Here is a 15341-nt window from a genome sequence, read left to right on the forward strand (position 1 = left end):
TGGAGCTGACTGTTACTAATCGGTCGAGGGCTTGACCTGAATGGTTGTGTTCACAAAAATGGAATGATAGATGTATAGTGTATGCGGTTTTGAAGGTATATCGGAAAGGCCATCGGAGAGATCCGATGGCCTTTTGCAATTATTTTCCGCAAAATACTTGTTTTTCGAAAAAGATTGTGCTATAGTAACGATTGTCAGGAAAAGATTCCTGAGGTATTCCTCGATAGCTCAATGGTAGAGCATTCGGCTGTTAACCGAAGGGTTGTTGGTTCGAGCCCAACTCGGGGAGCTAAAATGAAGAAGCGATACAGAAATGAGAAATCATAACTGTATCGCTTTTTTGCTGTCTGTAGCCATTAAGAAACGCCATCTAACATTTTGACGGTTTTCCATAACATTTCTTCCTGTTCATGGAAGAAAGATTTCGTTATAATAAAATCAGACAGATCACGGAACATGTGCAGAGTCAGGAGTCGTGTCAAGGCGGAACTTTTTCCGATAGGCACTTGGCGTCATGCCCTGCTTCTGGCGGAAGGCTTTGGTAAAAACTTCGGCATTCCGGTAACCACAGGAAAAAGCGACCGTTTCGATGGAGAGATCCGTATACGATAAAAGCTCGAGCGCACGCGTGATCCGGCAGGAAGAAAGATAGTTCTGCGGTGAGGTATGGAGATATTTCTGAAACAGGGTATAAAGGTAACTCCGGTTGATGCAGACATATCTGGCAATATCCGAGACAAGAATTTCATTGGAATAATTATTTCGGATAAACTCAACGGCTTTTTCCACGTAAAGATTGCCGCTCTCCCGTGCAGAAGGATCGGCAAGCGTGATTTCGCGGGAAAGAATTGAGAAAAACTGGTACAGACAGCCTTCCAGAAGATACTGGTCCGAGGTGTCATAGGTATTGTGCTTTTGCATCTGAAACAAGAGGGACTGCAGTTCACCGGAAAAGTTGCACTGGTAGACAGGGTGCTCCTCGGAAAGACCGAGTTCCTGTACATAAGAGGCAGCTTTTTCGCCGTCAAAACCGATCCAGAGATATGTCCAGGGATCATCCGCATCGGCTTCATAGTAGGTGCGGACATTTGGCATCAGGAAAAAGCCCTGTCCGGCGGTTAAGCGGTAAGTGCGGTTTCCGATGGTAAAAGTGCCTTTTCCGGAAATAATGTAGTGGATCACGTAATTGGGGCGGACAGCCGGGCCGTAGCTGTGGAACGGCTGGCAGGCTTCGTAGCCGCAGAAGCAGAGATAAAGATCCGAAAATTTATGCTTTGGGACAGGAAGTGTCCAGGAAGTTTCCATAAGTATACCTCACAAAATGAATCATCAGAAAAGCCGGAATGTCACAAAAGGATGAGATTCCGAAATATCAGTAAAATTATATCGTGTTTTGCAGGATACTGCAAGCAGCTGTAGGAGATCAAAAGCCCGGAGTAGCAGCCGTTACGGTTCACGCAGCACCGGAACACTTGTTGTTCGGGTATGTAAGAAAGTGATTTTGGTGTGAGCAGCCCGAAAAAATGCGATAAGATAAAGGAGAAAAAACCATGGCAATCAAAGTAAGTGAAAATGGACGGTTATTTACCCTCCAGACAAAAGACAGCAGTTACCAGATGTTCGCAGATGACAAAAATGTGCTTCTGCATCTCTACTATGGAGAAAAAATCGGTGAGGAAAATCTTTCCGGTCTGATTTTCTGTACGGATATGGGATTTGCAGGAAATCCGGAGGAAGCCGGAAGCGATCGCACGTATTCTCTGGATACACTGCCGCAGGAAGTACCTTCGAGCGGAGTCGGCGATTACCGTGATGATATGGTTCGGATTCGTCAGGTGGATGGAAGCTGTGCGGCAGATTTCCGTTTCGATTCTTATGAAATCCTCGATCATTCCTATGCGGTTCCGGGTATGCCGGCACTGTACGATACAGAGGAAGAAAAAGGAGAAACGCTTGTCATCACGATGAAAGAGAAAGCTTCCGGTGTTGTACTGAAATTGTTCTACGGAGTATTTGAAAACGAAAACGTGATTACGAGAGCGGCAAGACTGGAAAACCACGGAGAGACGGCAATCGAGCTGGAAAAAATGCTGTCTTTCAGCATGGATCTGATGTATGAAAATTATGAGATGATCTATTTCTCCGGCCGTCATGCGATGGAGCGTACGGCAGAGCGGATTCCGGTGCAGCGCGCAAAAGTCGAGATCGGCAGCATCCGCGGCACGTCGAGCCATCATTACAATTCGGCCGTAATCCTCTGCGAGGAGGGGGCTGACGAGACACACGGTTCCTGCATCGGCGCATGCCTTGTTTACAGCGGAAACTTTGTTGCAGCGGCACAGAAGGATCAGAAAAACCAGACCCGTTTCCAGATGGGTATTCACCCGGCAAACTTCTGTTTCCACCTGGAAAAAGGAAAAGTGTTCGATACCCCGCAGGTGATCCTGAGCTACTCCGGAAGCGGCCTTACCAAACTGTCACAGCAGTATCATGAGATCATCCGCGAGCATATCTGCCGCGGTGCGTATAAACATGCCGAACGTCCGATCCTGATCAACAACTGGGAGGCAACGTATTTTGATTTCAATGAAGAGAAAATTCTGAAAATCGCAGAGCAGGCGCAGAAACTCGGCATCGAAATGCTGGTGCTTGATGATGGCTGGTTCGGAAAACGAGATGATGACAACAGCGGCCTTGGCGACTGGTTTGTCAACGAGAAGAAGATGAACGGTTCCATGGCACAGCTTGCAGAAAAAATCCACAAGATGGGCATGAAATTCGGTCTCTGGTTCGAGCCGGAGATGATTTCCGAGGACAGTGATCTCTACCGTGCACATCCGGACTGGGCATTTGCAGTTCCGGGACGTGTGCCAAACCATGGAAGAAATCAGCTTGTACTGGATATGACGCGTGACGATGTGCGGGAGTATCTGCTGGAGCGTTTGACGACCATCGTCCACGATGCAGAAATTGATTATGTCAAATGGGATATGAACCGCAGTGTCTGCGATGTTTACAGCCATGTGGCAGCACAGAGCCGAAACGGAGAGCTGTATCACCGCTATGTGCTCGGTGTTTATGATCTGCTCGAGCGTTTCCTTGCCGCGTGCCCGGATCTGCTGCTTGAGGGATGCAGCGGAGGCGGCGGAAGATTTGATGCCGGTATGATGTATTATTCCCCGCAGATCTGGTGCAGTGATAACACGGACGCGATCAACCGTCTGTCGATTCAGTATGGAAGTTCCTTCTTCTATCCTATCAGCACGGTTGGATCCCACGTTTCGGTATGCCCGAACCATCAGACCGGCCGCGTAACTCCATTCAAGACAAGAGGTGATGTAGCTCTTGCAGGAAGCTTCGGCTATGAGATGGACCTGAACAAGATTTCGGATGAAGAGAAAGAGATGGTAAAAGAGCAGGTTGCTGCAATGCATACATATTACGATCTGACGCACGAAGGCCTGTATTACCGTCTGACCGGGCTGAAAAAGCAGGATTTCATGGCATGGGAGTTCGTGGCAAAAGATCAGAGCCGCGCACTGCTTACACTGGTAAAGACGGATGCAGAAGGAAATCCGCTTCCGGTTCACACGAAAGTGTGCGGTCTTGCAGAGGATAAGCTGTACCGCTGCAGTCTGGATGGAGAAATCCGCTCCGGCCGTACTTGGAACCGTGCGGGACTGACGCTGCAGCAGGTGCTGGGAGAGTATGAGAGTATCCGGGTCGAATTTACAGAAGTAAAATAAAAAAGATAAGAAAAATCTTCAACTGGATTTGAGAGGAAGGGAACCTCAATCTGGTTGGAGATTTTTTTGCATAAAGAAAATCAAAGCAGGAGGGAAGGAACGTACTCTTTACAGTGCAAAAATAGTTATGATACAATAAGCAAAAGAAATTTTCTGACAGAAAATAAAGAGGGAACTGTCAAGAAAGGAAATTGTACATGAGAAACAAAAAAAACTGTTTAGCTGTTCTTCTGATGACAACTATTGTGGTAATGGGATGTGGAAATCAGCAGGTGGAAAAGGAGAATCCATCGGTTGTCTCCGAAAGAGCATCCAGTGTCCAGGATGAGTCAGAAGATGGTGAAAAAGAGTTTCTTTCTACATACCAGAATATTATAATCACACTTCCAGAAGGCTGGAATGTAATGAGAGATGAAAAAATTCAATGCAGTTTCATATCGGAAGATGGGGAAAGTCTTGAGATATCGTATCGGGAAGGAATGGCAAAAGTGATACTTATGGATTTCCCGGAGGACGAAGAGAGTGCTGAAAAATTAATCGATCAAAATGAAATAACCGGGGAAAACAGCATCAGTGATTTTGTAGCGAAAACAGTTAACGAAGGAAAAAGTAAAGAGAGTTCCTTTTATCGTTTCCAGGTAAAAAATTCCCTGCAGATTCCGACCGCATTTTTCTGCGGAGTGAAAACGGAGAATGAAGGGTATCAGATTATATGGAAAAAAGGAAACGGCAGCAACGATACACAGCAAATCGTGCCGGAAATACTGGAGTCTCTGCAGTTCCCGGACAATGAGCTGCTGACAGAAACATTTCAGACGGCCTGCCAGGAGCAGAAAAGAGCGCTGGAAGCAGAAAATAATTCGGATGGCGTGAAAAAGCAGAAGGGTAAGAAAACCGTCACCTGTATCTCACCGGTCAATGTACGTACAGAACCCAACGTCAGCACAAGCCAGGTTATCGGAGCTCTGACGACAGGGGAAGAAGTGGAAATGCTCGGAAAAGAGAACGGATGGTACAAGATTTCGTATGAGGGAAAAACGGCGTATGTGTACGAAGACTATGTGAAAGAAAAAGAAAATTAAAAAAGAATGATATTTTCAAAAAAGCTGCCGAAGCAAACAGAACCGGCAGCTTTTTTGAAATAATTTTGAAAAAGAAAAATCCCAGAAACTATCTGTTTCCGGGAAAGAAGAGGCGTCGACCGGATTTGAACCGGTGGATACTGGTGTTGCAGACCATTGCCTTACCACTTGGCTACGACGCCATATGACTCCGACGGGAATCGAACCCGTGTTACCGCCGTGAAAGGGCGATGTCTTAACCGCTTGACCACGGAGCCGAAGTTTTTGTTTTGTCTGCCGTGATTTTTGCTCAGCGACAAGTAGTATATTATCATAAGAAAACGAGTTTGGCAAGTGTTTTTTGAAAAAAAATCAAAAATTTTTGAGATTTGTGTTGCCGTGCATTCAGAAGGAAAAAATTTGCCGGGTCAGGGCATGGCTTTTCGATATTCTTCCGGTGACATACCAAAAGTCCGGCGGAAAATGCTGGCAAAATAGCTGGGGCTTTCAAATCCGGTATGCAGAGCAATTTCCAAGATAGAAAGCGAGCTGCCGGTAAGAAGATCCGCGGCTTGGGTTACGCGGTACTGGTTGATATAGGAAATAGGCGTTGTGTGAAAGTGCGTTTTGAAGAAACGACAAAAATATTGTGGATTCATATTGAGTATAGCAGCAAGATCTGAAAGACGGATTTTAGAATCATAGTTATCCTGAATATAACGTAAGAGTTTTTTACACTGATCAGATCTTTCTTTTTTACGAGTGCAGAGGGGTTCCGGATGAAGAAAAAGCTGGTATTGCGCCAGAAGTGCAAGAATCCGATACATGTCACTTTTGATCAGAAGAAACCAGCCGATGGGTTTGGTATCGTATGCATACAGGATTTCCTGGAAAAGCTCAGATAATGTCAGTACAAATGTTTTCTGTGTCTGAGAGGAGGCTTCAGCAGCAGAAAGCTCTTCCAATGGAAAAGCCGGAAGAAGCAGTTGATGAGAGAGCAGCGGACGAATCCAGTCTGCTTCACAGGAATCCAGATAGGCACATGAGAGAATTTCTGGAAGAAATACAAGGGCATGGTGAACCGAAGGGGCAGTTCCAATGCTGCAGAGCTGATGCAGTTCGTGACTGTTGATGAAAAGAAAAGTACCTTCGGAAATTGTCCGGGTTTCAGTTTTCAGTGTCAGAGTGAGAGTACCTTTTTCAACCCAGATCCATTCTAATTCTTTATGCCAGTGAAAAGGAACAGAGAGCCCGCCATGAGTATAATCCTGATGATAGATATGGAGCGGAACAGGTTCGGTTCCATGCACGGTAAAATCCCGGATTCCGCCAGAAAGAACAGGGGAACAAGATTCAGGAGAAAAGAGCTCTTTTGAACGTTCTTTTTTCATAAAAGTCAAAATCCTTTCATTAAATACGAAAATCAGGTTAGAAAATATAAGATAATATCATTATACTGCTCTTATAGGAAAAAAGAAAGAGAGGACAGAAAATGAAAAGAGAGTGGTGGCATAGCTTAACCGTATATCAGATTTACACCAGAAGCTTCTGTGACAGCAACGGAGACGGCATCGGCGATTTTGGAGGGATTCTGCAGAAGCTGGACTATCTGCAGGAGCTTGGTGTTGGAGCCATCTGGCTTTCGCCTTTTAACGATTCTCCTAATTACGACAATGGATATGATGTCAGTGACTATTATAAAGTAATGGAAGAAGCGGGCACAATGGAAGAGCTGGAAGAACTGATCGCAGCCTGTGAAAAGCGGGAAATTGTGGTCATGATGGATCTTGTTTTAAATCATAGTTCCCATCTGCACCCATGGTTCCTGGAAGCCAGAAAGGATCGAAACAGTAAATACCATGATTTTTACATCTGGAAGGAAGGAACGAAGGAGCAGCCGCCAGAAGGCGGCGGAGCATTCTTTGGAGGAAGCACCTGGGAATGGGTGCCGGAGGTTCAGGAATATTATTATCACAGTTTCAGTGTAATGCAGCCGGATCTGAACTGGAAAAATCCGTCGCTTCGGAAAGAGCTGTACCGGATGATCCAGTTCTGGATGGATAAAGGGATCCGTGGTTTCCGGCTGGATGCAATTGACAATATTGTAAAAGATGGACATGGAGGAAATGATACTCATTCGGAGCAGATTCATACATACTTAATGGAAATGAATCAGAATACGTATGGAAAATCAGAACAGATCCTGACAGTGGGGGAAACCGGAGGTGCTACGGTAGAAATGGCACAGCAGTATTCTGATCCGGAAAGCCAGGAGCTCAGTATGATTTTTCAGTTTGAACTGATGGGAATCGACGGCATCCGAAGTGGAAACTGGGATCCGAAACCGTATACGCTGCCGCAACTGAAGCAGATCTTTGAAAAATGGCAGACGGGACTGGAAGAAAAAGGATGGAACAGTCTGTTCTGGGGAAACCATGATTTTCCGCGTGTCATATCGCGCTTTGGAAATGACAGGGAACCGTATCGGGAAAAATCAGCAAAAATGTTGGCTGTCCTTCTCCATGGGATGAAAGGAACTCCTTATATTTACCAGGGGGAAGAAATCGGTATGACAAATGTGTCAGGGCTTCGGATCGATGACTATCAGGATATCGAGTCTGTAAATTTTGCCGAAGACCGTAAAAAAGAAGGCTGGGAGGAAGAAAAAATTCGTACCTATCTTGCACGGAACAGCCGGGACCATGCGCGGACGCCAATGCAGTGGAATGCGGAAAAACACGCCGGATTTACAGCGGGAACACCGTGGATGGCGGAAAATCAGAATTACGAGGAGATCAATGTGGAAAACAGCAGAAAAAATCCGGATTCCCTCTTCTATTTCTATCAAAAACTAATTGCGCTGCGTAGGAAAAATGACACTCTTGTTTATGGGGATTTCCGTCTGATTGAGGAAGAAAATCCGGATATTTTTGCTTATGAGAGAAATCTGGGAGAGAAAAAGCTGATTGTGCTCTGCAATTTCCGGGATACCGCGGCAGAGATGAAAGCCCGATATGATTTGACAAAAGGAACGGTTCTGATTCATAATGATACAGAAAGTCTCACAAAAGAAGTGTGGAAGTTACAGCCGTATGAGGCGTATATGATTGAACTTCTGCAGTAAAAAGACAGAAATGAAAAGCAGCAGGAGAAGAAAACTGCAGGAGCAACTGGAAACAGGAGGGAGAAAATGTATCGCGTTCTTCTTGTAGAAGATGAAGAAATTGAACTGGAGACATTGCGGGATTATATTGACTGGAAAAAGAACGGGATTTCCAGAGTATTTACCGCGCGCAATGGCAGAAGGGCACTGGAGTGCCTGGAAGAAAATATGGCAGATATTGTGATTACGGATATTCAGATGCCAGGAATGAGTGGAATTGAACTGGCAGAGACGATCGTACGCCGGGGGTATCCATGCAAAATTGTTTTTCTGACAGGATATGATGATTTTTCCTATATCCATTCCGCTTTTCAGGTGAATGCCGTGGATTACCTTTTAAAGCCATTTACGATTGAAGAAGTAGAAGCATGTCTGAAAAAAGTGAGAAGTGAATTGGAGAAAAGTGAGATAGCAGACTGGTCGCGGAAAACGGCGGCGAAGCAGTTGCTGGAAATGGCTTTGCGGGAAAAACAGGAAACAGAGCTTTTACGGAAAAATTTCCGTGGTGTATTTGGAGAAGAACTGGAAGAGTGCAGGTTTGGAATCATAGCGGTTTATGGAAAAACGGAAGAAAACATCTGTAGCCAAATTCAGGAAAAATACAAGGGCATCCGTTACATCAGCAAAACGGAACGGATCAGCATTCTGCTGCTGGCGGGGTATCTGTCGGTGAAAGATACGGCATTTCAGATCTGGAATGATTTGAAAGAAGACGCACCGAGAGCCGTTGGATGGTGCAGTGGAGCATGGACAGCTGACTGCCTGTACGAAAAGGCGGAAAAACTTCGGAACTGTTGTGTTCTGGCATTTCATATGGATCCACCGGAACTTTTCTGTGCAGATGAAAAAGAAACGGAAGAGGAAAAAGCATATCATTTCCGGGAACAGAAGGAGCGGAGAGAAGAAATCTGTCGTCTGGTCAGCAGCGGGAAAAAGCAGGAAACGCTGCAGACCATGAAAGATTATTTTCAACAGCTAAAGGGGCTTGCGCCGAAAACATTTGCGGGAGAAGTTTATAATCTCTATATGTATCTATGGAACCGTCTTGTTTTGAGCGATGAACTGCTGGAAAACTGGATGGAAGCAGAAAAAATTTTGAGAGAAAATGAAATTTTTGAAGCAAACAACAGTTATCAGATGCGGGAAAAGATGAAGCAGTATCTGGAACGGATGTTGGCATTTTTTGAAGAACAGAATCAAAATCCAAATTACTATGCCGTTTATCAGGTAAAAACATATCTTCAGGAGCACTGCTCGGAAAGCGCAGATATCGAGAAGCTGGCCGCGGAGGTCGGTTTGTCTCCGAATTATCTGAGGAGCCTGTTTAAAGAGGCAACAGGAAAAACGATTTTGGAATACAATACGGAAATGCGTCTGCAGAGGGCGGCGGAACTGTTAAAGAATAAGAAAAATAAAGTACGGGAAGTGAGTCTGGCGGTTGGATATGAAAATGTTTCTTACTTTGGCGTTGTGTATCGCAATGGCGATGAGTGTCCTGATGGCAGCGGGAATGCTTGCAGGATGCGGATCAAATGGCAGTACATCATCAAGTACTGCATCCGGCAGTGCATCATCTGCATCGGGCGAGGTATCAACAGACGGAGTTACGATTTCTATCTTTGACAAAAACTCCGGAAGCAATACCTTTGATGATCCAGTTGCAAAAGCAATTGAGGAAAAAACAGGTGTCAAAATTCAGGTAGAAAATCCAACCGGAGATCCGCTGGAAAAATTGAACCTGATGCTGACCGGTCAGAATTACCCGGATATCGTCCTGATGGATCGTGGAAATGATATTGTAAACCGTTACATTGAGGCAGGCGCACTGCTTCCGTTGAATGATCTGATCGATGAGTACGGCCCGGATGTAAAAGAGATGTACGGGGAAACCTTAAACAAGAGTCGTTATACCGATGGAAAAAATTACTATCTGAATAACTGGTACGGAGAAGATCCGGATCCGGTAGCCGGTGTTCTGATGCGCTATGATTATCTGTGCGAAATCGTTGGAAAAGACCGCGCAGACAGCGATGAGCCATTTACACAGGAAGAGTATATTGACATTTGTAAGAAATTCAAAGAACTTCATCCGACCATTGACGGAAAAGAGAGTATTGCCATTACCTTTGATGCAGAATCCAAAAACTACGATGGAACATTAAAAGGAATGTATGGTCTGAAAACATATTATCAGGATGGGGACAATCTGGAACATGTTGCCAAAGCACCAAACTTCAAAGAGATGATGTCCTTTGCCAATGAACTGTATACCGAAGGCCTTCTGGACAAAGAGTGGGTTGTCAACAAGAAAAATCAGTGGACGCAGAAACTGTCTGCAGGCAACGTATTCAGTACCTTTGCTTCCTACTGGGATACCGATGCAGCAAATACAGCACTTGCTTCTTCTGTAGGAGAAGATGCAAAATTCTATTCCTATAAAATCCTTGGAAACGGAATCAGTGCAGATGAAACTACTTACTCCGGAAGAAGTACACTTGGCTGGGATGCAATCGCGATCACCAAGAATTGTAAAAATCCGGAAGCAGCCATGAAGATGATCAACTACCTTGCAAGCGAAGAAGGACAGTATCTTCTGATGTGGGGTATTGAGGGAACCAACTGGAATATGGAAGATGGAAAACACGTTCCGAACGATGATCTGATTGAAGGATTCCAGACGGATTTTGACAAAACAAAACTGGATACCGGCGTCCGCAAATGGACCTGGTTTGTAAAGAACGGAAATGGTACAGACGGAACTCCATACGATGTATCACAGTATAAAGTAAAAGAGACCCGGCAGGTGGCTATGAATCACTTTGGTGAGAACGACAGATGGGATACCGCAGAATTTGCAGGCCTTACCCCGGCAGGAAGCACTCCGGATGGCTTGAAATGGCAGAAAATCCAGGATATCTACGATCAGGAATATCCGAAGATTGTGAATGCAGACAGCCACGATGCGGCAATGGAAGAGTACGACAAGATGATTTCCGAAATGAATGACGCAGGACTGGAAGATGTAGAAAAAGTTATCACGCAGAATTATCAGGAGCGTATGAAACTCTGGAATGAGTAAGCTAAAGTAAAATAAAAAAATCACACACGGAAAAGAACCGGCAGAAATTGAAATACAGATTTCTATGTCGGTTCTTTTTTATCAGAAGAAGCATTGCGATTTTCAAGGAATCTGGATATAATGAGGAAAACTGGAAAAACAGGGAAATCCAACCGCATGAGACAGGAGGCATCGTACATGGCAGCGAAAGAACAGTTAACCGCAATGGAAATGATCTGGGGATTTATGAGTGGGACGACAGGACATATGGGAAAGACGGACTTTGCGCCGCAGAAGGAAGCGTTCGGGGATTTTGCATCTCCGGAAACGTATTTTCCGCGCGTGGTGCCGGAGAGCGAGAGCATCTCATCGGAAAAGCTGACGCAGATGCTTCGTGAGCTCGCCGCTGCGCGCCATACGGACATGCATCATCTGCTGGTCCTGCGGAACGGACATGTCATCTGCGAATGCAATTTCGCCCCATACCGCAGCGGCATCTGGCATGCGACGTATTCTATGTGTAAGAGCATCACTGGCATGGCGGCTGGTTTTCTGATCAGTGAAGGAAAACTTTCCCTGGACGAGAACGTCTATGATATTTTTGAAAAACGAAACGGTCTGCTGCAGAAGATCCTGCGCCCGAATCTGACCGTGAAGCATCTTCTGACGATGAAGAGCGGCGTACAGTTCAACGAGATGGGCGTTGTTTCCGGCAACGACTGGGTGGACAGCTTCTTAAATGCGCCGGTCAAGGGAACGCCGGGCGAAGCGTTTGAGTACAACAGTATGAACACGTATCTGCTGTCTGCAATCATACAGGAGCGCACCGGCATGAAAATGGTAGATTACCTGCGGCCGCGTCTGTTTGAGCCTCTCGGCATCCGGAAAGTTTTCTGGGAGAGCTGCCCGGCAGGGATTACGAAAGGCGGCTGGGGCCTCTTCCTGTGCCCGGAGGACGCGGCCAAGCTCGGGGTGATGTACGTGAACGGCGGAAAATTCGAAGGAAAACAGATCGTCCCGGCGGAATGGGTCGCAGCGTCCACCTCCGTTCATGCGACACCGCCGGAAAAGATGGGAAAATATGGCTATGGTTACCAGGTCTGGATGGAGGAGCGGCCGGGCAGCTTTGCGTTCAATGGCATGCTGGGGCAGAACGTGCTCGGTTATCCGGATACCGGCGTGGTGATTGTGACGAATGCGGGCAGCAACGAGCTGTTCCAGACGTGTGAGATGCTCGACATTGTGCGGAAGTATTTCGGCGCGGAATTTGGTGCAGAGCTGAAATCCGGCGAGGCGGAAAGCCCGATGGCATATCAGAAGCTGGTGCAGACCTGCCGTGATCTGGAGGGCGCGAAAGAGACACCGGGAAGAATCCTGCGCGGCGGCTGGAAGCGGAGAACACCGGGGCCGCGGAACAGCGGAACACCGCGTCAGATCGACATGGCGCAGCTTCTGCACGGAAAAGAATATAAAATGGAAGACACGCATGTCGGCATGTTTCCGCTGACGCTGCAGGTCTTCCACAACAACTTTTCCGACGGCATCCGCCGCATCGGTTTCTTCTATGAAAAAGGCCGTTTCTTTGTAGCGCTGACCGAGGGAGAAAAAACACAGCGCATTGAGATCGGTCTTACGGGGTCCAAAGTTGTAGAATGGGTGGAAAACGAGGAATCGTATCTGCTCGGAACGACGGGACAGTTTGCGGAGAATGAAGACGGCGAACTGGTGCTGAAGCTTGAGTTTGCATTTCTGGAAGAGGCCGCAAGACGGAGGGTCAAAATCATTTTCCAGCGTGATTTCGAGCGGATCAGACTGGAGTGGAATGAGACGCCGGGCAAGGATCTGATTATCGAGGGCCTTGAATCCCTCGTGACGGATGTGGCGATCGCACCGCTTCTGCCGTCGCGGTTCCGCGAGCGGAGCCTTGACATGATCCATCTGCTGATGGCACAGACCATTGAGCCAATGGTAGAGGCACACCGCGTGCGGCCGGGGGAAGAAACGGAGACAGAAGAAGCGGCAGCGGAAGCTGAATCGGCCGCGGCAGTGGAAAATGCGGAAAACGCAGAAGAAACGGTGTAAAAACAGAAAAAATCAGAAGAGAAATGTGGATAAAAAAGGGAATGGAGCTGCCGGATGCGCAGTTCCATTCCCTTTTAAAAATACAGATTACAGATTCAAAGCCATATCGCCGGATTTGATCAGGTTTGCCTTGCGGAATACCTCTGAGAAGAACAAGGTGATCACAGCCGGAAGCACGAAGTGGAGCAGAATGATTTTGATGATGACGAGCTTCGGATCATCGTAAGCGATCATCGTCTGATACGTTGTGATCTGTCCGACAAGACCTGCGGAACCCATGCCGCTTCCCGTTGCATTATTCTGCATATTGGCGAGGATTGTGGAGACGGGTCCTAAAATCGCACTCGAGAAGATGACGGGCAGCCAGATCAGTGGATGACGCATGATGTTCGGCACCTGGAGCATCGAGGTTCCAAGACCCTGTGCGACAAGGCCGCCGAATTTGTTTTCCCGATAACTTGCAACCGCGAATCCGACCATGTTGCAGCAGCAGCCGATCGTTGCGGCACCGGCGGCAAGACCGGAAAGATTCAGAATGATGCCGAGTGCAGCGGAGCTGATCGGCAGTGTCAGAACCATACCCATGACGACCGAAACAACGATGCCCATGATGAACGGCCGCTGTTCCGTTGCCCAGTTGATGATGCTTCCAAGGCCTGTCATCATCTGGGAGATCGGCGGTCCGACGAGCAGTCCGACAACGGAACCGGCTCCGATGGTGATGACCGGTGTCACGATGATATCAACCTTGGTCTTGCCGGAAACCAGATGGCCGCAGGTGATGCCTGCGAAAGCTGCGATGAAAGCGCCGAGCGGTTCGCCAGGTCCTGCCAGAACGGCATTTCCGTCCACAAAGAATGTGCCGCCGGTGATCTTGCCGGCATAACCGCCGACCATGGCGGCGACGGCTGCAGAAACCGTGACAAGCGGGCTTTCCCCATATTTCACTGCCACGCCGACACCGATACCGGCACTTGTCAGGGCTGCGGCAGCTTTTCCAAGCAGATAGATCACATTTCCGGTCGAACCGCCGATCAGAAGACCGATCTGCTGAATCATCGTACCAATAATCAGGGTTGCAAAAAGACCCTGCGTCATGCCGCCGAAGCCATCAATGAAGATGTGCGAGGCGACTTTTTTGATTGTTCGCATATGGAATTCCTCCTCATGTATGTGGTGTGTTACTGTATTCACAAGTGACTTGTCAGTCGACTTTTAGTCTATCATAAGATGGGGGCGGGTGCAATCCTTTTCCGGGGGCATAAGTTGACAAAAGAAAGGGGCACGCTTATAATTGAGACAAATTCAGAGCGCTTCGAGAAAACAGCTCAGACAGTAAAAAAGTGATAAAGGAGACGCATGGGAAAACAGAAAAAGAAACAGAAAAAACGCGGCAATCCGCTTTGGACTCTGGTATTTTTAGCGGCACTTGCTGTTTTCTGCTTTTCCGGGTACAAGCTGATCGGCATTTACCTGGATTACAAGACCGGCACGGATGAATACCGGGATCTGCAGCAGTATACGACGGAAATTACAAAAACACCAGAGACACCGGCAACGACGAAAACAGAGGAGCCACAGGCGGAATCCGAACCGGCGGAGCCTTCCGAACCGGAGCCGGAACCACTGTCGTATCCGACAGAACCGCCGCTTGCCGTCGATTTTGAATCCTTAAAAGCGATTAACCCGGATGTGAAGGGATGGCTTTATATCGAAGCTCTCGACATCAGTTACCCGGTCGTACAGGGGCCGGACAATGTTGCGTATCTTCATACGACGTATGAGGGAACGAGCAACTTTGCGGGTTCCATTTTCCTCGATTACCAGAATCAGGGTGATTTCAGTGATGGAAACACAATCGTTTACGGTCATAATATGAAGAATCTCTCCATGTTCGGAAAATTGAAACAGATGAAGGAGCAGGAAAAATATAGGGACAGCGTCTATTTCTGGATGCTGACGCCGGAATCAAACGATGTGTACCAGATTTTTTCTGCCTTTTATACGGAGGCAGACAGTGATGTCTACACGCTGTATTCCGGCGGGGGTGAAGCGTTTGTACAGTATCTGAATACCATGGCGGCGCGGTCAGAGATCCCGGTGGAGCAGCCGGAGATGGATGAAAACAGCCATATTATTGTGCTGTCCACCTGTGCGGCGAGCGATACGACTGGACGGTTCGTCGTTCTGGGCGTGCGGCGGAACCGGTAATGATTGGTCAGGAGGAGGAA

10 protein-coding genes and 3 tRNA genes are annotated in these 15341 nt (G+C 47.2%); 8 read left to right on the forward strand and 5 right to left on the reverse strand.

Annotation, left to right across the window (positions count from 1 at the left end):
- The first annotated feature begins 217 nt into the window (after positions 1-217).
- Positions 218-289: transfer RNA gene (locus tag DWX32_RS05085), tRNA-Asn, on the forward strand.
- Positions 290-447: 158 nt separating this feature from the next.
- On the opposite strand, the gene DWX32_RS05090 is transcribed toward DWX32_RS05085, so the two are convergent.
- Positions 448-1305: an AraC family transcriptional regulator gene (locus DWX32_RS05090; protein ID WP_118659354.1), complete on the reverse strand. Its 858-nt coding sequence runs from the start codon at positions 1303-1305 to the stop codon at positions 448-450.
- A 245-nt stretch (positions 1306-1550) separates the two neighbouring features.
- Here DWX32_RS05090 and DWX32_RS05095 point away from each other — a divergent pair, with 245 nt between their 5' ends.
- A complete protein-coding gene (locus tag DWX32_RS05095; RefSeq protein ID WP_117761930.1) occupies positions 1551-3746 on the forward strand; it encodes an alpha-galactosidase in 2196 nt (731 codons plus the stop codon).
- Positions 3747-3943: 197 nt separating this feature from the next.
- Positions 3944-4828, forward strand: coding sequence for an SH3 domain-containing protein (locus DWX32_RS05100; RefSeq protein WP_117761931.1), 885 nt, complete (start codon positions 3944-3946; stop codon positions 4826-4828).
- Between the two features lie 110 nt (positions 4829-4938).
- On the opposite strand, the gene DWX32_RS05105 is transcribed toward DWX32_RS05100, so the two are convergent.
- From DWX32_RS05105 to DWX32_RS05115, 3 genes are all read right to left on the reverse strand, one after another.
- Positions 4939-5010, reverse strand: a tRNA-Cys gene (locus DWX32_RS05105).
- A gap of 3 nt (positions 5011-5013) precedes the next feature.
- Positions 5014-5085, reverse strand: a tRNA-Glu gene (locus DWX32_RS05110).
- 150 nt (positions 5086-5235) lie between these two features.
- Positions 5236-6198 (reverse strand): AraC family transcriptional regulator, encoded by a 963-nt coding sequence (locus DWX32_RS05115; protein WP_118659355.1) that lies wholly within the window; start codon positions 6196-6198, stop codon positions 5236-5238.
- 101 nt (positions 6199-6299) lie between these two features.
- On the opposite strand from DWX32_RS05115, the gene DWX32_RS05120 reads away from it, so the two are divergent.
- From DWX32_RS05120 to DWX32_RS05135, 4 genes are all read left to right on the forward strand, one after another.
- On the forward strand, positions 6300-7931 hold the full coding sequence (locus DWX32_RS05120) for a glycoside hydrolase family 13 protein (RefSeq protein ID WP_118659356.1): 1632 nt from the start codon (positions 6300-6302) through the stop codon (positions 7929-7931).
- A 66-nt stretch (positions 7932-7997) separates the two neighbouring features.
- A complete protein-coding gene (locus DWX32_RS05125; RefSeq protein WP_117804869.1) occupies positions 7998-9593 on the forward strand; it encodes a response regulator transcription factor in 1596 nt (531 codons plus the stop codon).
- Positions 9481-11049, forward strand: a complete 1569-nt coding sequence (locus tag DWX32_RS20080) for an extracellular solute-binding protein (RefSeq protein ID WP_242856747.1) — start codon at positions 9481-9483, stop codon at positions 11047-11049. The genes DWX32_RS05125 and DWX32_RS20080 overlap by 113 nt, the downstream gene beginning before the upstream one ends.
- 177 nt (positions 11050-11226) lie before the next feature.
- Positions 11227-13110 carry a serine hydrolase domain-containing protein gene (locus DWX32_RS05135; protein ID WP_158568372.1) on the forward strand — a complete coding sequence of 628 codons (1884 nt, stop codon included), beginning with the start codon at positions 11227-11229 and terminating at the stop codon, positions 13108-13110.
- 87 nt (positions 13111-13197) lie between these two features.
- Here the strand turns inward: DWX32_RS05135 and DWX32_RS05140 are convergent, their stop codons facing one another.
- Positions 13198-14262, reverse strand: coding sequence for a PTS transporter subunit IIC (locus tag DWX32_RS05140; RefSeq protein ID WP_117509767.1), 1065 nt, complete (start codon positions 14260-14262; stop codon positions 13198-13200).
- Between the two features lie 207 nt (positions 14263-14469).
- On the opposite strand from DWX32_RS05140, the gene srtB reads away from it, so the two are divergent.
- The gene (gene srtB / locus DWX32_RS05145) at positions 14470-15321 is read left to right on the forward strand and encodes a class B sortase (RefSeq protein ID WP_118659357.1); all 852 of its coding nucleotides are present in this window, start codon (positions 14470-14472) and stop codon (positions 15319-15321) included.
- Positions 15322-15341: the final 20 nt, after the last annotated feature.

The organism is Blautia sp. AF19-13LB, from assembly GCF_003479105.1.
Taxonomy (GTDB): domain Bacteria; phylum Bacillota; class Clostridia; order Lachnospirales; family Lachnospiraceae; genus Fusicatenibacter; species Fusicatenibacter saccharivorans.

Coding starts and splice junctions, on each gene's coding strand:
- DWX32_RS05090 (WP_118659354.1), bottom strand. CDS start 1,305: ATGGAAACTTCCTGGACACTTCCTGTCCCAAAGCATAAATTTTCGGAT.
- DWX32_RS05095 (WP_117761930.1), top strand. CDS start 1,551: ATGGCAATCAAAGTAAGTGAAAATGGACGGTTATTTACCCTCCAGACA.
- DWX32_RS05100 (WP_117761931.1), top strand. CDS start 3,944: ATGAGAAACAAAAAAAACTGTTTAGCTGTTCTTCTGATGACAACTATT.
- DWX32_RS05115 (WP_118659355.1), bottom strand. CDS start 6,198: ATGAAAAAAGAACGTTCAAAAGAGCTCTTTTCTCCTGAATCTTGTTCC.
- DWX32_RS05120 (WP_118659356.1), top strand. CDS start 6,300: ATGAAAAGAGAGTGGTGGCATAGCTTAACCGTATATCAGATTTACACC.
- DWX32_RS05125 (WP_117804869.1), top strand. CDS start 7,998: ATGTATCGCGTTCTTCTTGTAGAAGATGAAGAAATTGAACTGGAGACA.
- DWX32_RS20080 (WP_242856747.1), top strand. CDS start 9,481: ATGCTTGCAGGATGCGGATCAAATGGCAGTACATCATCAAGTACTGCA.
- DWX32_RS05135 (WP_158568372.1), top strand. CDS start 11,227: ATGGCAGCGAAAGAACAGTTAACCGCAATGGAAATGATCTGGGGATTT.
- DWX32_RS05140 (WP_117509767.1), bottom strand. CDS start 14,262: ATGCGAACAATCAAAAAAGTCGCCTCGCACATCTTCATTGATGGCTTC.
- srtB (WP_118659357.1), top strand. CDS start 14,470: ATGGGAAAACAGAAAAAGAAACAGAAAAAACGCGGCAATCCGCTTTGG.